19 protein-coding genes and 1 other RNA gene are annotated in these 19,861 nt (G+C 62.6%); 10 read left to right on the forward strand and 10 right to left on the reverse strand.

Annotation, left to right across the window (positions count from 1 at the left end):
• Positions 1-85 precede the first annotated feature (85 nt).
• The 6 genes from NUV89_RS05330 to NUV89_RS05355 form a co-directional block, all read right to left on the reverse strand.
• A complete protein-coding gene (locus tag NUV89_RS05330; protein ID WP_017739066.1) occupies positions 86-1,090 on the reverse strand; it encodes an extracellular solute-binding protein in 1,005 nt (334 codons plus the stop codon).
• A 162-nt stretch (positions 1,091-1,252) separates the two neighbouring features.
• On the reverse strand, positions 1,253-2,470 hold the full coding sequence (locus NUV89_RS05335) for a 2-octaprenyl-3-methyl-6-methoxy-1,4-benzoquinol hydroxylase (protein WP_257780592.1): 1,218 nt from the start codon (positions 2,468-2,470) through the stop codon (positions 1,253-1,255).
• Positions 2,471-2,479: 9 nt separating this feature from the next.
• Complete coding sequence (locus tag NUV89_RS05340; RefSeq protein WP_257780563.1) at positions 2,480-2,965, reverse strand: DUF4442 domain-containing protein; 486 nt, start codon at positions 2,963-2,965, stop codon at positions 2,480-2,482.
• On the reverse strand, positions 2,958-4,145 hold the full coding sequence (gene ubiH, locus NUV89_RS05345; protein ID WP_257780564.1) for a 2-octaprenyl-6-methoxyphenyl hydroxylase: 1,188 nt from the start codon (positions 4,143-4,145) through the stop codon (positions 2,958-2,960). The genes NUV89_RS05340 and ubiH overlap by 8 nt, the downstream gene beginning before the upstream one ends.
• Positions 4,142-5,464 (reverse strand): Xaa-Pro aminopeptidase, encoded by a 1,323-nt coding sequence (gene pepP, locus NUV89_RS05350; RefSeq protein WP_257780565.1) that lies wholly within the window; start codon positions 5,462-5,464, stop codon positions 4,142-4,144. The genes ubiH and pepP overlap by 4 nt, the downstream gene beginning before the upstream one ends.
• 20 nt (positions 5,465-5,484) lie before the next feature.
• Positions 5,485-6,042: a YecA family protein gene (locus tag NUV89_RS05355; protein ID WP_017739071.1), complete on the reverse strand. Its 558-nt coding sequence runs from the start codon at positions 6,040-6,042 to the stop codon at positions 5,485-5,487.
• A gap of 138 nt (positions 6,043-6,180) precedes the next feature.
• Here NUV89_RS05355 and NUV89_RS05360 point away from each other — a divergent pair, with 138 nt between their 5' ends.
• The 4 genes from NUV89_RS05360 to NUV89_RS05375 all read left to right on the forward strand — a co-directional run bounded on the left by NUV89_RS05360 (position 6,181) and on the right by NUV89_RS05375 (position 7,584).
• The gene (locus NUV89_RS05360) at positions 6,181-6,390 is read left to right on the forward strand and encodes a TIGR02449 family protein (RefSeq protein ID WP_003177365.1); all 210 of its coding nucleotides are present in this window, start codon (positions 6,181-6,183) and stop codon (positions 6,388-6,390) included.
• Positions 6,387-6,704, forward strand: coding sequence for a cell division protein ZapA (locus NUV89_RS05365; protein WP_181076399.1), 318 nt, complete (start codon positions 6,387-6,389; stop codon positions 6,702-6,704). Before NUV89_RS05360 ends, NUV89_RS05365 begins: the two co-directional genes overlap by 4 nt.
• Before the next feature lie 30 nt (positions 6,705-6,734).
• Positions 6,735-6,913: non-coding RNA, 6S RNA (ssrS, locus tag NUV89_RS05370), on the forward strand.
• Between the two features lie 56 nt (positions 6,914-6,969).
• Positions 6,970-7,584, forward strand: coding sequence for a 5-formyltetrahydrofolate cyclo-ligase (locus NUV89_RS05375; protein WP_257780566.1), 615 nt, complete (start codon positions 6,970-6,972; stop codon positions 7,582-7,584).
• A gap of 22 nt (positions 7,585-7,606) precedes the next feature.
• Here the strand turns inward: NUV89_RS05375 and NUV89_RS05380 are convergent, their stop codons facing one another.
• A complete protein-coding gene (locus tag NUV89_RS05380) occupies positions 7,607-7,756 on the reverse strand; it encodes a hypothetical protein (protein ID WP_085986534.1) in 150 nt (49 codons plus the stop codon).
• A gap of 194 nt (positions 7,757-7,950) precedes the next feature.
• Here NUV89_RS05380 and NUV89_RS05385 point away from each other — a divergent pair, with 194 nt between their 5' ends.
• The 4 genes from NUV89_RS05385 (at position 7,951) to NUV89_RS05400 (ending at position 13,339) form a co-directional block, all read left to right on the forward strand.
• Positions 7,951-8,400, forward strand: a complete 450-nt coding sequence (locus NUV89_RS05385; RefSeq protein WP_257780567.1) for an EVE domain-containing protein — start codon at positions 7,951-7,953, stop codon at positions 8,398-8,400.
• Positions 8,401-8,541: 141 nt separating this feature from the next.
• A complete protein-coding gene (locus NUV89_RS05390; protein WP_257780568.1) occupies positions 8,542-9,507 on the forward strand; it encodes an HlyD family secretion protein in 966 nt (321 codons plus the stop codon).
• Positions 9,504-12,221, forward strand: a complete 2,718-nt coding sequence (rbbA, locus tag NUV89_RS05395) for a ribosome-associated ATPase/putative transporter RbbA (RefSeq protein ID WP_257780569.1) — start codon at positions 9,504-9,506, stop codon at positions 12,219-12,221. Before NUV89_RS05390 ends, rbbA begins: the two co-directional genes overlap by 4 nt.
• A complete protein-coding gene (locus NUV89_RS05400; RefSeq protein WP_257780570.1) occupies positions 12,221-13,339 on the forward strand; it encodes an ABC transporter permease in 1,119 nt (372 codons plus the stop codon). Before rbbA ends, NUV89_RS05400 begins: the two co-directional genes overlap by 1 nt.
• 118 nt (positions 13,340-13,457) lie before the next feature.
• On the opposite strand, the gene NUV89_RS05405 is transcribed toward NUV89_RS05400, so the two are convergent.
• Positions 13,458-13,865 (reverse strand): flagellar basal body-associated protein FliL, encoded by a 408-nt coding sequence (locus tag NUV89_RS05405; RefSeq protein WP_099585937.1) that lies wholly within the window; start codon positions 13,863-13,865, stop codon positions 13,458-13,460.
• Between the two features lie 150 nt (positions 13,866-14,015).
• Between NUV89_RS05405 and NUV89_RS05410 the strand changes: the two genes are divergently transcribed.
• Both NUV89_RS05410 and glpT read left to right on the forward strand, forming a co-directional pair.
• On the forward strand, positions 14,016-14,993 hold the full coding sequence (locus NUV89_RS05410) for an NADPH:quinone oxidoreductase family protein (RefSeq protein ID WP_257780571.1): 978 nt from the start codon (positions 14,016-14,018) through the stop codon (positions 14,991-14,993).
• A gap of 308 nt (positions 14,994-15,301) precedes the next feature.
• Positions 15,302-16,639: a glycerol-3-phosphate transporter gene (gene glpT, locus NUV89_RS05415; RefSeq protein ID WP_005792400.1), complete on the forward strand. Its 1,338-nt coding sequence runs from the start codon at positions 15,302-15,304 to the stop codon at positions 16,637-16,639.
• On the opposite strand, the gene NUV89_RS05420 is transcribed toward glpT, so the two are convergent.
• On the reverse strand, positions 16,636-17,289 hold the full coding sequence (locus NUV89_RS05420) for a gamma-glutamylcyclotransferase (RefSeq protein ID WP_257780572.1): 654 nt from the start codon (positions 17,287-17,289) through the stop codon (positions 16,636-16,638). The genes glpT and NUV89_RS05420 overlap by 4 nt on opposite strands.
• 26 nt (positions 17,290-17,315) lie before the next feature.
• The gene (locus NUV89_RS05425) at positions 17,316-19,703 is read right to left on the reverse strand and encodes a TonB-dependent siderophore receptor (RefSeq protein ID WP_257780573.1); all 2,388 of its coding nucleotides are present in this window, start codon (positions 19,701-19,703) and stop codon (positions 17,316-17,318) included.
• Between the last annotated feature and the right edge of the window lie 158 nt (positions 19,704-19,861).

The following is a 19,861-nucleotide window of genomic DNA, read 5'->3' on the forward strand; positions in this document are numbered from 1 at the left end:
CCTCGGTGTATCAGTGATACCGAGGTGATGCTATCGCAGGCAAGCCAGCTCCCACATTTGAACTGCTGTGTTCTCTCGATTTGTATCAGTTCCAGCCAGCGCGATCCATCAGGCGAATCGCCTCAGCCTGACGCTTGCCCGCCACTTCCACCGGCAAGGTGTCCGCGACGAACTTGCCCCAGGTCGCCACTTCGGCGGACGGCGGCACCGCCGGGTTGGCCGGGAATTCCTGGTTCACGTCGGCAAAGATCTTCTGCGCCTCAGGCGTGGTCATCCACTCCACCAGCGCCTTGGCCGCTTCCGGGTGCGGTGCGTGCTTGGTCAGGCCGATGCCCGACAGGTTCACATGCACGCCACGGTCGCCCTGGTTCGGCCAGAACAGCTTCACCGCCAGCTTCGGGTTCTGCTTGTGCAGGCGCCCGTAGTAGTAGGTGTTGACGATGCCCACGTCGCATTGCCCAGCGTTGATCGCTTCCAGCACCGCGATGTCATCGGAGAACACGTCGGTGGACAGGTTGTTGACCCAACCCTTGACGATTTCCTCGGTCTTGGCCGCGCCATGGGTTTCGATCAGGGTGGCGGTCAGCGACTGGTTGTAGACCTTCTTGGCCGTGCGCAGGCACAGGCGCCCTTCCCACTGTTTGTCAGCCAGGGCTTCGTAGGTGGTCAGGTCACCCGGTTTTACCCGGTCGGTGGAATAGGCGATGGTCCGCGCGCGCAGGCTCAGGCCAGTCCAGGCGTGGTTGGAGGAGCGGTATTGCAGGGGAATGTTCTTGTCGATCACCGGCGAGGTGAACGGTTGCAGGATGCCCATCTGCTCGGCCTGCCAGAGGTTGCCGGCATCGACGGTGAGCAGCAGGTCGGCAGTGGCGTTTTCGCCCTCGGCCTTGATGCGCTGCATCAGCGGGGCTTCCTTGTCGGTGATGAACTTCACCTGTACGCCGGTCTTCTGGGTGTAGGCGTCGAATACCGGCTTGATAAGTTCGTCGATGCGCGAGGAGTAGACCACCACTTCGTCGGCTGCCTGCACGGTGGTGCTGCCGATCAGGGTGAGTGCCAGGGCAGTCAGGAGGCGCTTGGGTGCCAACATGGGGGCGGTCTCTCATTTGCAAAAAGAGGGCAAATGATAAGGACTCACATTTGCTGGCGCTTGATGGAGGCGTTACCAGATGTTGCATGGGCAAAGTTTTGCGGTGGGGCTGATGGCCTCTTCGCAGGCAAGCCAGCTCCCACAGGGGATCGCATTTCAAGGTCAGGGTTTGGCGAGGTCTGGGAGGTCGCCACTTAAACCCAACGCTTGACGCACAAACACCGCTTTCGCTTCGGGCATCTGGTCGACCATCTTGAGCCCGGCATTGCGCAACCAGCGCAGCGGCAGTTGGTCGGCCTGGAACAAGCGCTCAAACCCTTCCATCGCCGCCATCAGCGCCAGGTTATGCGGCATGCGCCGACGTTCGTAGCGGCTCAGGACTTTCACGTCCGCCAGGCGCTGACCGCGTTCGGTGGCGGCCAGCAGCACTTCGGCCAGTGTTGCCGCGTCAAGGAAGCCCAGGTTCACGCCCTGCCCCGCCAACGGGTGGATCACGTGGGCCGCGTCGCCGATCAACGCCAGGCCTTCGGCCACGTAGCGTTTGGCGTGGCGCTGGCGCAAGGGCACGCAGACACGCGGGTCGGCACTGACCACCGTGCCCAGGCGCCCTTCAAAGGCGCGCTCCAGTTCGCGGCAGAAGCTCTCATCGTCCAGCGCCATCAGGCGTTCGGATTCAGCCGGCGTGGTGGACCAGACGATCGAACACCAGTCCTCCTGCCCATCGCGTACCAGCGGCAAAAACGCCAGCGGGCCGGTGTCGGTAAAACGCTGCCAGGCTGTGCGCTGGTGCGGTTGGCTGCTGCGTACGCTGGTGACGATGGCGTTGTGCAGGTAATCCCATTCGCGGGTCGCGGTGCCGGTGAGGCGGCGCACGGCGGAGTTGGCGCCGTCGGCGGCGACCACCAGCGGCGCGCGCAAGGTGCGGCCGTCGGCGAGGGTCAGCAGCCAGTCATCGCCGGAGCGGCGCATCTGCTCCAGGCGCGCATTGGCCAAAAGGCCGAGGTCGCAGTCGTGCAGGCGGTCGAGCAACGCATCCTGGACCACGCGGTTTTCGACGATATGCCCCAGCACTTCGGCATGCACGCTGGCCGCCGAAAAATGGATCTGCCCGGTGCCGCTGCCGTCCCACACCTGCATCTCGCCGTAAGGGCTGGCGCGGCGCTCGACAATGCCGTCCCACACGCCAAGGCGTTCGAGGATGCGCTGGCTGGCCGCCGACAATGCGCTCACACGGGGTTCAAAGGCCGCGTCACGGTCGAAGGGTTTGACACTCAGCGGGCTGCCGTCCAGCAGCAACACTTGCAGGCCACTGCCCTGCAACGCCAGCGCCAGGGCGCTTCCGACCATTCCGGCCCCGACAATCAGCACATCTGCGCGCATGTCCATGGTTTAAGCCTGTCTCGCTGGCGGCTTGCGCCGCACGTAAAGGGTTTTATCGACGCGCGCCACCACGGTGCCGGCGCCGTCATAGATCTGCACCTTGAGGTGGGGCAAGTACTTCTCGCCCCCTTCGGTCTGCCGGCGGATCTCGTCCAGCAAGGCGTCGTCGATGGAAAACTCGGCAAACACCGGGCCTTTGCCCGGCGAGATAAAGTCGATGCTCGCGGCCTTGTCCCAGACGATGTAGTCGCGGCCCAGGTTCTCCATGAGCATCAACATGTAGAACGGATCGACCATCGAATACAGGCTGCCGCCGAACTGCGTGCCGACGTAGTTGCGGTTGTACCAGCCCAGGCCCATGCGCACTTTGACGTGACGAAAATCGGCGCTCATCTGCTGCACGCTCACCCCCGCACCCAGATAAGGTGGGTACAGGGTCATGATCCAACGCAACAGCCGCGCCTTGCCCAGGCGCTCGATCAACCACTTACGCATCGGGACGCGTGCCCAGGCCCATGGCCTGCCGGGCGAACCAGCGCTTGGCCGGCGGCAGCAGGTCGAGGCCGAGCAGGCCCATGTTACGGCCCAGGGCGACCAGCGGTTGGGCGCTGCCAAACAGGCGCGTGACCTGGTCGGAGAAGCCCACGGTCAATTTCTGATCCAGGCGCTGACGCTCGCGGTAGCCCTGCAAGGTCGCCAGGTCACCCGGCACTTGCGGCCCGGCCAGCAAGGCTTCGGCCAGGGCCACGGCATCGCGCAGGGACAGATTGAAGCCCTGCCCGGCAATCGGGTGCAGGCTGTGGGCGGCATTGCCGAGGATCGCCAGGTGGGAACGCACTTGTTCTTCGGCTTCCACCAGGGTCAACGGATACAGATGACGCGCGCCGACTTGTTTCAGTGTGCCCAGGCGATAGCCAAACACGCCCTGCAATTCACTGAGGAAGCTGCGCTCATCGAGATTGGCCAAACGCTGGGCATCCATGCCGATGCGCGTCCAGACCAGCGCGCAACGGTTGTCCGGCAGCGGCAACAGGGCCATCGGGCCATCATCGGTGAAGCGCTCGAAGGCTTCGCCGTTGTGGGCTTCGCTGGGGGTGATGTTGGCGATCAGCGCACTCTGGTTGTACGGGCGGGATTTCACGCCGATCCCCAGTTGCTCGCGCAAGCCGGAGCGGCCGCCATCAGCAAGCACGGCGAGGTCGCATTCCAGCACGGTTTCATCGTTGAGGGTCAGGCGATAGCCGTCGGGCAGCGGTTCCATGCGCGTGACTTCGGCCGGGCAGCGCCAGCTGACCACGTCTTTATCCAGGCCTTGCCACAGGCATTGGCCGAGCCAGGCGTTTTCAACGACATAGCCGAGCGCCGGCACGCCCTCTTCCAGGGCGGACAGGCGTGCCGTGGAGAAACGCCCACGGTCCGACACATGGATCTGCTTGATCGGCTCGGCGCGGCGGGAAATGTCCTGCCACAGGCCCAGGCGCTGATAAATCTGCTTGGCGCCGTAGGACAGCGCCGACGAACGCGCATCGTAGCTCGGCTGGTAGCTGTCGCCCGGCGCGAATGGCTCGATCATCAGGATCTTCCAGCCACGGGCCTTGGCCCCGGCCTGTAACGCCAGCGCGAGGCTGGCGCCCACCAAGCCGCCGCCGATAATCGCCAGGTTGACCCGGCTCATCGGGCAGCCGCCATCAGCGCTTCGATGTCGGCGACGGTCTTGGGCACACCGCCGGTCAGGATTTCACAGCCTTGCTTGGTCACTACCACGTCGTCCTCGATGCGTACGCCAATGCCACGCCATTTCTTTGCCACGTTCGGGTTGTCCGGCGCGATGTAGATTCCCGGCTCCACGGTCAAGGCCATGCCGACTTCCAGCACACGCCATTCACCGCCCACTTTGTACTCGCCCACATCATGCACATCCATGCCCAGCCAGTGGCCGGCGCGGTGCATATAGAAGGCTTTATAGGCTTCGCTGGCGATCAGTTCGCCGACGTCGCCCTGCAACAAGCCCAGCTTGACCAGCCCGGTGGTGATGACGCGCACCGTGGCCTCGTGGGCCTGGTTCCAATGTTTGTTGGGAGCGATCTCGGCAAAGGCGGCTTCCTGGGAGGCCAGCACAATCTCGTAGATCGCCTTTTGCTCCGGCGAAAACCGGCCGTTGACCGGCCAGGTGCGGGTGATGTCGCTGGCGTAGCAGTCGATCTCGCAACCGGCGTCGATCAGCACCAGGTCGCCGTCCTTGAGCTGCGCGTCATTCTGCTGGTAATGCAGGATGCAGCTGTTGCGCCCGGCGGCGACGATGGAACCGTAAGCCGGCATCTTCGCGCCGCCCTTGCGGAATTCGTAGTCCAGCTCGGCTTCCAGGCTGTACTCGTGCAAACCGGCGCGGCTGGCCTGCATCGCCCGTACATGGGCGGCGCAGGAGATACGGGCGGCTTCGCGCATCACCTTCACTTCTGCCGCCGATTTATACAGGCGCATGTCGTGGAGCAGATGATCCAGGGCAACAAATTCGTTCGGTGGCTGGGCGCCGAGGTGCGCTTTAGAGCGGATCACGTTGATCCACTCCATCAGGTGCCGGTCGAATTCGGCATTGCTGCCCATGGCCGAATACACCCGGTCGCGGCCTTCGATCAGGCCGGGCAGGATGTCGTCGATATCGGTGATGGGGAACGCGTCGTCGGCGCCAAAGTCACGGATCGCGCCTTCAGTGCCGGCGCGCAGGCCATCCCACAGTTCGCGTTCGGCATTGCGTTCGCGGCAGAACAGCACGTACTCGCCATGCAGGCGACCGGGCATCAGCACGATCACCGCTTCGGGCTCGGGGAAACCGCTCAGGTACTGGAAGTCGCTGTCCTGGCGGTAGACGTGCTCGACATCACGGTTGCGAATGGCCACGGCGGCGGCCGGCAGGATCGCGATGCTGTTGGGTTCCATCTGCGCCATGAGCGCCTTGCGGCGCCGGGTGTATTCCGCTCTGGGGATATGAATCATGGGCAGATGGGCGTCCTTTCTTAGTGCAGCGACGGCTTGGGTGCGGCGGGTTCAGCGGACTTCTTGGTCTCGGTGAACAGCAGCAGCGGCGCGACGCGCAGGTATTCCATGACTTCCATGTAGTCGCCTTCGCCGTCTTCGGACTCTTCCAAGGCGTCTTGCACCTGGGAGATCGCTGCCAAATCCTGCAACACTTCCTTGGCGTCGGTGCTCAGTTCCAGGCCGCCGGCGTTCACGCCGAAACCGTGGAGGAAGCCCTGGCACCATTGGCCCAGCGCGGCGGCGCGTTCGGTCAGCGGCGCGTCGTCGGTCGGCAGCAGCAGGACCACGGTGACGTCGTCACCGGTCAGCTCGCCCTTGACCATTTCCTGCAGGCCGATCAGCGCATTACGCACGTTCTCGGTCGGCTCGGTTTCCAGCAGCTCAGCCACATCGGCCAGCCAGTTGTCGGCATCAAAGCCTACGCCGGTGCAGCTGCGGCCCAGCAACACGCCGTGCAATTCGGCCGGCGAGCAAGGGTGGCCGCTGGTGCTCAGCAGTTTGGAGAAAGCGTCGTACGGGGAGTTCTGAATGGGCATGGTGAGCTAGGCGCCAGACGGCGCAATGTCTAGAATGGAGCGCTGTATCCTAGCACCGGCAGACGTACCAAGACTATCAAGGGCGTCAGATCGTTTATCCTGCAGTTGCCATTCATCAGACAAATCCAGTGGAACCCAATGGAAGACACCGACCTGCAAGCGCTGATGGCCAGACTCGAATTGCTAATTGATCGGGTCGAGCAACTTAAGAGTCAAAATGGACTCCTACTAGCTCAGGAAAAAACCTGGCGCGAGGAACGCGCTCACCTCATTGAAAAAAACGAAATCGCCCGGCGTAAGGTCGAATCGATGATTTCGCGCCTGAAGGCCCTGGAGCAAGACTCATGAGTTCAAGCAATAGCGTCACCGTGCAGATCCTGGATAAAGAGTATTCGATCATCTGCCCCCAGGAAGAGCGCAACAACCTGGTGAGCGCCGCCCGTTACCTGGATGGCAAGATGCGTGAAATCCGCAGCAGCGGCAAAGTCATCGGCGCCGACCGTATCGCCGTGATGGCCGCGCTGAACATCACCCACGATCTGCTGCACAAGCAGGAACGCCCTGACGTACAGGCCAGCGGCTCGACGCGCGAGCAGGTGCGCGACCTGCTGGAACGTGTGGATCTGGCGCTTTCCAGCGATTCAGACGCACCCAAGGGCTGATTGCCGCCGACGTTTAAGGTATACTCGCCCCACTCCCTGGCGTGTTTGCCAGTCGGCGATGTCCCTGAGCCGATTCGCACTACCCTGGAAGTTGCACGTTGGGCTGGTGTGCATGTCCGCTAGACGGAAAGCCTTAAAGCCTACTGCTTCTTCCACCTTGAACTTTCGGGTTCAAGGGCTAAGTCGACAGCGGCTCTGTCGGGGAGCCTGAATTCCCAAACTCAATGCCAGTCTTCGGACTGGCATTGTTTTATGAGCCGAAACCATGACCGAACCTGCGCCGCTTTCCCGTCCGCAACTTCGACGCATGTTGCGCAAAGCCCGCCGCGAACTCACGCCGAGCGAGCAACGCAAGGCCGCCCACGGCCTGTATCGGCAACTGGCACAGCACCCGCTGTTTCGCCGAGCCAAACATATTGCCTTATACCTGCCGACGGACGGTGAAATCGATCCGCGCCTGCTGCTGCGTGCGGCCCAGCGCCGGGGCAAGGCCACTTACCTGCCGGTACTCAGCGCGTGGCCACGGACCAAGATGGTGTTCCAGCGCGTACGGCGTGGGGAGAAGTTGCAGCCCAATCGCTTCCGCATCCTCGAGCCACGGGTGAACATCGGCCAGCAGCGCAAGGTCTGGGCGCTGGACCTGGTGTTATTGCCGTTGGTCGGTTTCGATGACGCGGGTGGGCGCCTGGGCATGGGCGGCGGTTTCTACGACCGCAGCCTCGCTTACCTGGCGCGCCGCAAAAGCTGGCGCAAGCCGACACTGCTGGGCCTGGCCCATGAATGTCAGAAGGTCGAACGATTGGCGCAGGCGAGCTGGGATGTGCCATTGGCTGGCACCGTCACGGATAAGCAGTGGTATATCGCGCAGACGCCGCAGTAAACAGCGGCGTCTGGAAGAAGGGTCAGCGCTTGAACGGTTGCGGCTGTTGCTGAGTCAGCTCAATGGGTGCATCGGTCTTGTTCGACCAGAGGCTTTGGGCATACCCGGTGGTCACGACGCCCAGACCAAACAAAATAACCAAAATCCATAGTAAATCCGGCTTACGTTGCATCGATTGCCCCCCTTCAGGCACCTCGTACACGATGACAACAACGTTCCAAAGTAGTCCGTTGCAGCGGCGTCAAGCTTAAAAGCGGGCATTCTGCGGTAACGTGAACCAACACGCAAACCTTGACGCCAACCGACTGTCGGTTTGTCATTTAATTGCCTGACAACTTGCCCAATCCCATTTTCAGGAGCGCAAAAATGGCCTATTGGCTGATGAAATCCGAGCCCGACGAACTCTCCATCAAGGGCCTGGAAAAGCTCGGCGAAGCCCGCTGGGACGGGGTGCGCAACTATCAGGCGCGCAATTTCCTGCGCGCCATGGCCGAGGGCGACGAGTTTTTCTTCTACCACTCCAGCTGCCCGGAGCCGGGGATTGCCGGCATCGGAAAAATCATCAAGGCCGCTTACCCGGACCCCACAGCGCTCGAGCCAGAAAGCCACTATTTCGACGCCAAGGCCACCCCGGAGAAAAACCCGTGGAGCGCGATTGATGTGGCCCACGTCAAAACCTTTGCCAAGGTGCTGGGCCTGGGCTACCTGAAACAACAAACCGCCCTCGCCGAGTTGCCGCTGGTGCAAAAAGGCAGCCGGTTGTCCGTGATGCCGGTGACTGCCGCGCAATGGGAGGCGGTGCTGGCCCTGGGTTAACGGGGCAGAACCCGGCGGTCACGCGCCTGGCGCATGCATCTGTGCGCCAAGCGCGTTAGGCTTGCGCTTCATTTGACCGGTATCAACCGCCTCCGGGCGCCGTCCGGTCAAACTAGGACGCTATTGCCGCAGGAAGCCGCCATGTCGCAGAACACCCACACCTCCCGTATTTTCGCCATCGCCCTGATCGCCCTGCTGCTCGGCGCCGGCGGCTTCGGTTACTGGCGCTCGACCCAGGACCGCCTGCCCGAAGGCCTGAGCATGGGCAACGGGCGCCTGGAATCCACCGAAGTGCAGATCGCCGCGAAGATCCCCGGGCGCCTGGCCGAAGTGCGTGTGGATGAAGGCGACAAGGTGCTCAAGGGCCAACTGCTGGCGCGCATGGACACCCGCACCCTCGAAGCCCAACGCGCCCAGGCCGAAGCCGAAGTGCTGCGCGCCAAGGAAAACTTCGCCGCCGCCGAGGCCAATGTGCAACTGCGCCAAAGCGAGCAACTGCTGGCCAACCAGGAACTCAAGCGCACCCAGGAGCTGTACAAGCGCGGCTTCGCCAGCAGCCAATTGATCGACCAGCAGCAAGCCCGGCAAAACACCGGCAACGCGGCGGTGATCGCTGCGCAAGCCCAGGTCAATTCGGTGAAGGCCGCCATCGGCGCCGCCCAGGCCCAGGTTGCCCAGCTCAACAGCGAGATCGACGACAGCAGCCTGCGCGCGCCCATCGACGGGATCATCCAACTGCGCCTGGCCGAGCCCGGTGAAGTGCTCGGCGCGGGCGGACGCGTGCTGCTGCTGATCGATCCGAATGACCAGTACATGAACCTCTACCTACCCGCCTCCGTCACCGGTCGCCTGACCATCGGCAGCGAAGCGCGCATCCTGCTCGACGCCCTGCCCCAGCAACCGCTGCCAGCCAAGATCAGCTTTGTCGCCGCCAAATCGCAGTTCACCCCCAAAGAAGTGGAAACCCGCGACGAACGCCAGAAACTGGTGTTCCGCGTCAAACTGCGCCTGACCCACCCCGACGCCGTGCCCCAAGCCAAACCGGGCATGCCCGGCGCCGGCTATGTGCGCACGGCCGATATCGACTGGCCGGCCAACCTGCAATGACCGGCCTGGCGCTGCACGCCACCGGGATCAACCATCGCTACGGCAAGCAACAGGCCCTGCTCGACATCGCCTTCAGCCTGCCCGCCGGCACGCGCTGCGGCTTGATAGGCCCGGATGGCGCGGGCAAGTCGAGCCTGCTGGGGTTGATCGCCGGGGTCAAAAAGCTCCAGACCGGCGAGTTGCAGGTGCTCGGCGGCTCGATCCAGGACCGCCGCCACCGCAACAGCCTGTACCCGCGCATCGCCTTTATGCCCCAAGGCCTGGGCGGCAACTTGTATCCCGAGTTGTCCATCAGCGAAAACATCCGTTTCTTCGCCACCCTGTTCGGCCTGTCCAAAACCGATTGCGACCAGCGCATGCACAACCTGCTGCTGGCCACCGACCTCGCGCGCTTTGCCGAACGCCCGGCGGGCAAGCTGTCCGGCGGGATGAAGCAGAAACTCGGCCTGTGCTGCGCGCTGATCCATGACCCGGACCTGCTGATCCTCGACGAGCCGACCACCGGCGTCGACCCGCTGTCGCGCCGCCGCTTCTGGGAGCTGGTCGAAACCGTACGCAGCGAACGCCCGCAACTGACGCTGCTGGTGGCCACGGCCTACATGGAAGAGGCCGAACAATTCGAACACTGCCTGATGCTCGATCGCGGCAAGCTGATCGCCGACGGCCTCAGCCGCGAACTGGCCGCCGTCACACCCAGCGGCAAGCTGGATGAAGCCTTCACCCACTTCCAGGGCGACAGCGCCCACAACAACCAGGCGCTGGTGATCCCGCCACGGGAAAGCGACAACACCGACATCGCCATCGAAGCCCACAACCTGACCCTGCGTTTTGGTGACTTCACGGCGGTGAACCAGGTCAGCTTTGCCATTGGTCGCGGCGAGATCTTCGGCTTCCTCGGTTCCAACGGCTGCGGCAAGACCACCACCATGAAGGTCCTCACCGGGCTGATGCCGGCCACCGAAGGCAGCGCCAAGCTGCTGGGCAACCCGGTGAACGCCAAGGACCTGGCCACCCGCAAGCGCGTGGGGTTCATGTCGCAAAGCTTTTCGCTGTATGGCGAACTCAGCGTGCGCCAGAACCTGGTGCTGCATGCGCAATTGTTCGACTTGCCCAAGGCCGACAGCGGCCCGCGCATTGATGAGCTGATCCAGCGTTTCGACCTCGGCGACGTGGCCGAGCAACCCTCCGGCGAACTGCCCCTCGGCTTGCGCCAGCGCTTATCGTTGGCGGTTGCCGTGCTGCATCGCCCGGAGGTGCTGATCCTCGATGAACCGACCTCGGGCGTTGACCCGGCGGCGCGGGATGATTTCTGGCGCTTGCTGATCGAACTGTCCCGCGAACAGGGCGTGACCATCTTCCTGTCCACCCACTTTATGAACGAAGCCCAGCGCTGCGACCGCATCTCGCTGATGCACGCGGGCAAGGTGCTCGCCTGCGACACGCCGGACGCGCTGCAACGGCAATTCCACGGCGACACCCTGGAAGCCGCCTTCGTCACCTGCCTGGAACAGGCCCAGGGCGAGCCCGAACCCAGCGCGCCCACCGCCACCGTCAGCGAAACCGCTGCGCCGCCGGTGAGCAAACGCGGCTTCAGCCTGACGCGCCTGTTGGCGGTGGCCAGCCGCGAAGGCAAGGAGTTGCTGCGGGACAAGGTGCGCATGGCGTTTGCCCTGCTGGGGGCGATGTTCATGATGGTGATCTTTGGCTACGGCATCTCCCTGGATGTGGAAAACCTCGCCTTTGCCGTCTACGACCAGGACCAGACGCCCCAGAGCCGCGCCTACCTGGAAGCGTTTCGCAGCTCGCGCTATTTCGCCGAGCAGCCAGCAATCCAGGACTCGAACGAACTGCACCGGCGCCTGCAACGATCGGAAATCAAACTGGCCCTGGAGATCCCACCGGGCTTTGGCCGCGACCTCTACGCCGGGCGCCAACCCACCGTGGCGGCGTGGCTCGACGGCGGCATGCCGTTTCGCGCGGAAACCAGCCGCAACTATGTCGAGGCCGTGCACCAGGCCAATCTGCAGCAACTGGGCGAACTGAGCAGCCAGCCGCAACACACCCAGGCGGCGGCCAAGCTGGAAACGCGCTTTCGCTATAACCAGGACGTGGTCAGCGTGAACGCCATCGGCCCCGGCGTGATGGCGCTGATCCTGGCGTTTATCCCGGCGATGCTCACCGCCCTCGGCATCGTGCGGGAAAAAGAGCTGGGTTCGATCACCAACTTCTACGCCACGCCGCTGACACGCCTGGAATTCCTGCTGGGCAAACAGGCGCCGTACCTGGCCGTCAGCCTGGTCAACCTGGCGCTGCTGGTGGCGATGAACCGCTGGCTGTTCGGCGTGCCCTTCAAAGGCAGCGGCCTGACCCTGGCGTTCGGCGGCCTGCTGTATGTGCTGGCCACCACCGGCATGGGCCTGCTGATTTCCGCGTTCACCCGCACCCAGATCGCGGCGATCCTCGGCACCATGATTATCACCAGCCTGCCCACCATCCAGTTCTCCGGGCTGATCGTGCCGCGCTCGTCCCTGGAAGGCGCGGCGGCGTTGATGGGCATGCTGTTTCCGGCGGGGCACTTCCTGGATATCGCCGTGGGCACCTTCACCAAGGCCCTGGACCTGCGCCAGTTGTGGCCGCAATGCCTGGCGCTGTTCGGGTTTTTCCTCGGGTTTACCGGGCTGAGCCTAATCATGCTCAAGAAGCAGGAGGCCTGATGCATAAGTTCGCGCACATCCTGCGCCTGGGTCTCAAGGAACTCACCAGCCTGCGCCACGACAGCGTGTTGCTGCTGTTTCTGTTCTACGCCTTCACCGTGGCCATCTATATGCCCGCCGCCGGTTCGGTGATTGGCGTGCACAACGCCAGCGTGGCGTTTGTCGACGAAGACCACAGCGCACTCTCGCGGCAAATGGCCGAGGCCCTGCAACCACCCGAATTCCAGGCGCCCGTGCCGTTGCCCTACGACCAATTGGACAAGGTCATGGACAGCGGCGAGTACACCTTCGTAATCAACGTACCGGCGAACTTCCAAGCCGACCTGCTGGCCGGTCGCCAGCCCGGCGTGCAGGTGAACGTGGACGCCACGGCGATGAGCCAGGCATTCATGGGCGCGGGATACATCGGGCGGATTTTCCAGCGTGAACTGCTGGCCTACGGCGGCCAGACCGACGCCGCCAGCCAGGCACCGGCGCTGCTGACGACGCGGGCGCTGTTCAACACCAACCTCGAAGGCGGCTGGTTTTTGGCGGTGATCCAGATCGTCAATAACATCACCATCCTTGCCATCGTGCTCACCGGCACCGCGCTGCTGCGCGAGCGGGAACACGGCACCCTTGACCATTTGCTGGTGCTGCCGTTGACGGCGCTGGAGATCATGCTGGCGAAAATCTGGAGCAACATGCTGGTGGTGGTGTTGTGTACGTGGATATCGCTGGAGGTGGTGGTCAAGGGGTTGCTCGGCGTGCCACTGGCCGGGTCGCTGAGTTTGTTCCTGTTTGTGACGGCGCTGTATCTGTTTGCCAGTACGGCGCTAGGGATCTTTCTCGCCACCCTGGCCCGCTCGACGCCGCAGTTTGGCTTGCTGGCGATTCCGGTGATTATCCCGATGCTGTTGTTGTCCGGCGGCAGTACGCCGTTGGACAGCATGCCCGAGTGGTTGCAGTGGGTGATGCAGGGGTCGCCTTCCACACACTTTGTGAGCTTGAGTGCGGCGATTCTGTTTCGGGATGCGGGGGTGAGTGTGGTGTGGCCGGATTTGCTGGCGTTGGCGGGGATTGGGTTGGTGTTTTTCTTGGTGGCGTTAGGGCGGTTCAGGAAGAGTTTGGCGTCTTGAGGTGACTGTCAGGACCTCTTCGCGAGCAAGCCCGCTCCCACATTCGACCGCATTCTCATGTTGAAACGCGGTCAACTGTGGGAGCGGGCTTGCTCGCGAATGGCGCGAAGCGCCCGGCTTACTGAATGATGAGGTTGTTGAACAACAGGTCTTCCACCACCGGCTTGCCGGTCTCGTCATTCATCACTTGCTGAGTCTGCTTCAGGGCTTCCTGGCGCAGCTTCTCCTTGCCTTCGACCGTGCTCATGGTCTCGTTGGTCTGCTGGGTAAACAGCGCCACCAACTGGTTGCGGATCAACGCGTCATTGGCCTTGACCGCTGCAGCAGCTTCGGTGCCGGTCACGCGCAGGGCGATGTCGGCCTTGAACACCTTGAGCTTGGCCGTGCCGTCCAGGCCATAGTTGCCCACGAAGGGCGGGCTGAGGCTGATGTAGCTGACTTTCGGCGCCTCGCCTTCTTTGGCTTCTTCGGCCTGGGCTGCCATCGGCAGGGTCAGGGCCAGCATCAACAGGATCCACGCTTTCACAGTTCATTCCTCACATTCGGTTGCGCGCTAGCATAACGCTAGCAACGCTGAGCACAAGCTTATGGCGACTTATCAGGCACGAGCATGCTCGTTGACCCACAGACCTGCCCTTCTACACTTATCGGCCACGACGCCCAAAGGAATAGTCCGATGAAAGCTGTGCTGTGCAAAGCCTTCGGCCCTGCCGAAACCCTGGTGCTGGAAGAGGTCGCCAGCCCAGCGATCAAGAAGAACGAGATCCTGCTGGACGTGCATGCCGCTGGGGTCAATTTCCCCGACACCTTGATTATCGAGGGCAAATACCAGTTCAAGCCGCCCTTCCCGTTCTCGCCGGGTGGCGAGGCGGCGGGCGTGGTCAGTGAAGTCGGTGAGAAGGTCAGCCACCTCAAGGTCGGCGACCGGGTCATGGCCCTGACCGGCTGGGGCAGCTTTGCCGAGCAGGTCGCGGTGCCGGGCTACAACGTGCTGCCGATCCCGCCGAGCATGGACTTCAACACCGCCGCCGCCTTCAGCATGACCTACGGCACCTCGATGCACGCGCTGAAACAGCGCGCCCACCTGCAACCCGGCGAAACCCTGCTGGTGCTCGGCGCCTCCGGTGGCGTGGGCCTGGCCGCCGTGGAAATCGGCAAGGCCATGGGCGCCCGCGTGATCGCCGCCGCCAGCAGCGCCGACAAACTCGCGGTGGCCAAGGCGGCCGGCGCCGATGAGTTGATTAACTACAGCGAAACCAGCCTGAAGGACGAGATCAAGCGCCTCACCGACGGCAACGGCGCCGATGTGATCTACGACCCGGTGGGTGGCGACCTGTTCGACCAGGCCGTCCGCAGCATCGCCTGGAACGGGCGCTTGCTGGTGGTGGGCTTTGCCAGCGGGCGCATCCCCGAGCTGCCGGTGAACCTGGCGTTGCTCAAGGGCGCAGCGGTGGTGGGGGTGTTCTGGGGCTCGTTTGCCCAGCGCCAGCCGCAGGACAATGCGGCGAATTTCCAGCAGTTGTTTACCTGGTATGGCGAGGGCAAGTTGAAGCCGTTGGTGTCGCAGGTGTATGCGCTGGAGCAGGCGGCGCAGGCGATCAATGATTTGGGGCAGCGTCGGGCGGTGGGTAAAGTAGTCGTCCAAACCCGCTAACCAATTTGAAAAGCAGTCAATGTGGGAGCGGGCTTGCTCGCGAATGCGGTGTGTCAGTCAATATATTCAGTGACTGAACCACCGCTTTCGCGAGCAAGCCCGCTCCCACACAAGCCAGCTCCCACATTTGATCTCCTACATTCTCAAGAGCATCAAACGACCCACACTTATCCATTCGCGACATGTTCGTAAGAGAACATGCACTTGTGCTCATTTCCTGTGTTTGCAGATAAGAGGCGATGCTATTTTCGGTAACGAAACTGTAACATTCGCATCCGCAGTCAAAACAAGAAATTTGGAGCTCTTGAATGTTTGCTTTCTTTCGACCTGCCGCACACCAGGCACCCCTGCCTGAAGAAAAAATAGACAGCACCTACCGACGCCTGCGCTGGCAGATCTTCGCCGGTATTTTCTTCGGTTACGCCGGCTACTACCTGCTGCGCAAAAACTTCTCCCTGGCCATGCCCTACTTGATCGACGAGGGTTATACCCGTGGCGAGCTGGGCCTGGCGATGTCGGCCATCGCGATTGCCTACGGCCTGTCCAAGTTCCTCATGGGCCTGGTGTCCGACCGTTCCAACCCGCGCTACTTCCTGCCCTTCGGCCTGCTGGTGTCAGCAGGTGTGATGTTCATTTTCGGTTTCGCACCTTGGGCAACGTCCAGCGTGACCATGATGTTCATTTTGCTGTTCATCAACGGCTGGGCCCAGGGCATGGGCTGGCCGCCAAGTGGGCGGACCATGGTGCACTGGTGGTCGCAGAAAGAACGCGGCGGCGTGGTGTCGGTATGGAACGTGGCGCATAACGTCGGCGGCGGCCTGATCGGCCCGCTGTTCCTGCTCGGCATGGCGTGGTTCAACGACTGGCACGCGGCGTTCTACGTGCCGGCTACCGTGGCCCTGGCTGTGGCGGCGTTTGCCTTCATCACCATGCGCGACACCCCGCAGTCGGTCGGCCTGCCGCCGATCGAGAAATACAAGAACGACTACCCGGAAGGCTACGACGCCAGCCACGAAGACGAATTCAGCGCCAAGGAAATCTTCGTCAAGTACGTGCTGCGCAACAAAATGCTCTGGTACATCGCCTTCGCCAACGTGTTCGTCTACCTGCTGCGCTACGGCGTGCTGGATTGGGCGCCGACGTACCTCAAGGAAGCCAAGCACTTCACCGTCGACAAGTCGTCGTGGGCGTACTTCTTCTACGAGTGGGCGGGCATTCCGGGCACGCTGCTGTGCGGCTGGATGTCGGACAAGATCTTCCGTGGCAACCGTGGCCTGACCGGCATCGTGTTTATGGCCTTGGTGACGGTCGCGACCCTGGTGTACTGGCTCAACCCGCCGGGCAACCCGATGGTCGACATGATTGCGCTGTTCTCCATCGGCTTCCTGATCTACGGCCCGGTGATGCTGATCGGCCTGCAGGCGCTGGAACTGGCACCGAAGAAAGCCGCCGGCACGGCTGCGGGCTTCACGGGCCTGTTCGGTTACCTGGGCGGTTCGGTGGCGGCGAGTGCGGCCATGGGCTACACCGTGGACCACTTCGGCTGGGACGGTGGCTTTGTGCTGCTGATCGGCGCGTGTGTGCTGGCGATTGCGTTCCTGATCCCCACCCTGTGGCACACCAACAGCGTCAGTTCGGCGCGTTAAACGCCTGGACAATCCTTCGCACAACGCTTGAGCCGCGCCTCCAGGTTTTTATCTGGCATGGCGTGGCTACGCAGGGCGTTGACGGTCTGCTCGACATAATCGCGCGTAGTGCCGTAACGCCCGCAAGCGCTTTGCAACACATGGTTCAGCACAATGTCCGGCAAATTGCCGGCGTAGCTGGGCAAGTGCCGCTCCAACACAAACCCTAACGCCTGCACCTGACTGCCATCTTCCAGACGGCAGCTAAGCCAGTGTGGCCGGTACGAAGGATAGGGCATTTCGCGGCACCACAGTGCGTACAGCGAGGCTTCCAGCTGATCTTCCGGCAAGCGGTAGGCAAACCCGCTGCACGAGCCGCCGCGATCCAGGCCAAACACCAACCCCGGCACTTCCGGCGTACCCCGATGCTCGTGGGACCACAAATACAGGCCCCGGTGATAACCGTGGACCCGTGCCCGCACCCGTTGCGTCGAGGAACATTCCGGGCGCCAGATCAGCGAACCGTAAGCAAACAGCCAGACCGGGCCACCCTGATGCCGAGCCATGGTGGCCTGCATCGAGCTCATCAACTGTTCGTGCGTGAGTTGCGGCCCCAGATCGAGCCGCGGAGGGTAAGCCAATTGCATAAGATCGGATTCAATAACGGTCATGACAGATCGCTTAGGTCCCCTGTGTGTTACCAGTTGTAAGCAACTTTACCGTAATAAAACGCACCGCTGTAACCGTACGGCGAAAAAGTGCTATAGGCGAGGTTGCCGCCGCTGCTGGCGAACGCGTTGACCTTTTCCGGGTACTTGTCGGTGACGTTGTCGCCGCCCAGGGTGAAGGTCCAGTTCTGCAATTTGTAGTCCGCCGACAGGTCCAGCACCCACGCTGCCTTGAAGGTCTGGTCGTTGACCTTGTCCGCCTGATAGCTGGTGAATTCACCATAGCGCACCAAATTGCTGTGCAGCGCCCAATTGCCGAAGGTGAAGTCGTTGCCCAGGCTCAGCTTGTGTTCCGGCGTGGTGTCGCCGAGCAAGCCGCTTTTCTCGCGACGGTCCACGCGCACCAAGTTGGCGCCGAGGCTGTCGAGGATCGCCGGGTTGGCCTTCACGTCCGTGACCTTGGTGTGGTTGTAGTTGTAGCCCACGGTGCTGTTCCAGCGGATGCCGTTATCGAACTGGTAGCGATAATTGGCCACCAGGTCGACGCCATCGGTGCTGGTGTCGGTGGCATTGGTGAAGTAGCGCGCGGTGGTGTAGTTGATGTTGCCGACGCCGTTGGCTTGCAGGTAGGCCTGGGTCGCCGGGCTCAGGTTGAGGTTGGACGACAGGCTGATGCGGTCGCGGATATCGATGCGGTACACGTCCACCGTCAGCGTCAGGTCATCGGCGGGTTCCAGCACCAGGCCGAGGCTGTAGTTACGTGACTTCTCGGCCTTCAGGTCTTCTGCGCCGAGCAGGCGCGCGACCTGGCTGGACGCCGGGAACGTGCCGGCCTCGCGGATTTCGCTGCCGATCAGTTGGGACGAGGTAAACGCAAAGTTCTGCTGGGCCAGGGACGGCGCGCGGAAACCGTTGGAAATACTGCCGCGCAAGGCCACTTGCGGGGTGAAGTCGTAGCGTGCCGACAGCGAACCGCTGACGTTGGAGCCGAAATCACTGTAGTCCTCATGCCGCACGGCGGCCGAGGCGCTGAGTTTTTCGGTGAAGTTGGTTTCCAGGTCCAGGTACTGCGCCCAGTTGTGGCGTGAACTGCTGCCGGCGTCAGCCTCACGGAAGCCGCCGAGGCCCGAACTGCCAGTCTGGTAGTAGGACGCAGCGTCGCCCGCTTCGATTTCATAGCCCTGGCGCAGGTATTCGCCACCAAAGGCGACGGACACCGGATACGGCAGGAAGCCCACGTCGAACTCACGGGACAGGTCCAGGCTGACTTGCTTCTGGTCGTTGCTCAGGGTGCCGTTGTCGAACTTGCGCGGCGTAGCCAGGCCCAGGGAGGTGTTGATGGTTTCGGTGCTGAGTTCGTATTGGTTCTTGCCGTAGTTGGCCGACAGGTCGTAATGCCAGTCATAGGCCAGCAACCCGCGCAGGCCCACCACCAGCGAGGTGTCCTCGAGGTTGCCCTTGATTAGCGGCAGGTAGCCATTGGGGTTGAGCGCCGCGATGTTGTTGGACGCATTGCTCGCCCGGTAGAACGCCGCCGTCTCGCCGCGCCGCTTGCTGTAGCCGCCGAAGCTGTAGAATTCGGCCGCATCGTTGAAGGCATATTCGGAATTGAACTGGAACTTGCCTTCATTGGTTGCCGGCTCGCCCTGGCGGAACACCTGCTGGCCGTAGGTGGTGGAACCGATGCTGGCGGCGCGGTAATCCTTGCCCGCGCGGTTGGTGTAATCGTTGTCGGCGCCTTCGCCGGAGAGGCTGATAAAGCCGTTGTCGCCCAGCGCCAGTCCGGTGTTGCCGCTGATGTTGCGCTGGATGCCGTCGCCCTTCTTGTACTGGCCGAACTTGCTGGAGATCGAGCCGCCATGGTCGGCGTGCTTGAGGATCACGTTAATCACCCCGGCAATCGCGTCCGAGCCGTAGCGCGCCGAGGCGCCGTCGCGCAGCACTTCGATATGGTCCACGGCCGACAGCGGGATCGCGTTCAGGTCTGCGGGTGCCGAGCCTCGGCCCACCGCGCCGCCAAGGTTGACGAAGGCGCTGGTGTGACGGCGCTTGCCGTTGACCAGCACCAGCACCTGATCCGGTGACAACCCGCGCAACTGCGCCGGGCGCACCAGCTCGGCGCCGTCCACCAGGCTTGGGCGGGGGAAGTTGATCGATGGGATCAGGCGCGCCAATACCGCACCCAACTCATCGGAGCCGGTGCTGCGCAGGGTGTCGCCGGAAATCACATCCACCGGCGACAGCGAAGCGCTGGCGGTGCGCTCTTGGGCGCGGGTGCCGGTGACGATCACCGTGTCGAGTTTGGGCGCATCGGTGGCGGACGTTTCGGCCGCGAATACTGGATTGAAGCCTACGGCGGTCAGCAAATTGGCCGACAAAATCGCCGCGTACAGCGCGTGTTGCTTGTAGCTCCCCATACCGCTCCCCTTGGAATCAAGACTCAGAGCGTCATGCCCTGAATGCGTACGATCGATCCGGCTGGCGGGCGGTGGCGGTCAGTTATTGGTGGTTGGCAGAAATTCGGTAGTCCGTTGAGATATAGCTTAAAGATATCTATCAGATAAATTAAATACCT

The organism is Pseudomonas sp. 18.1.10 (genome assembly GCF_024655625.1).
In the GTDB taxonomy this organism is placed as follows: Bacteria; Pseudomonadota; Gammaproteobacteria; order Pseudomonadales; family Pseudomonadaceae; genus Aquipseudomonas.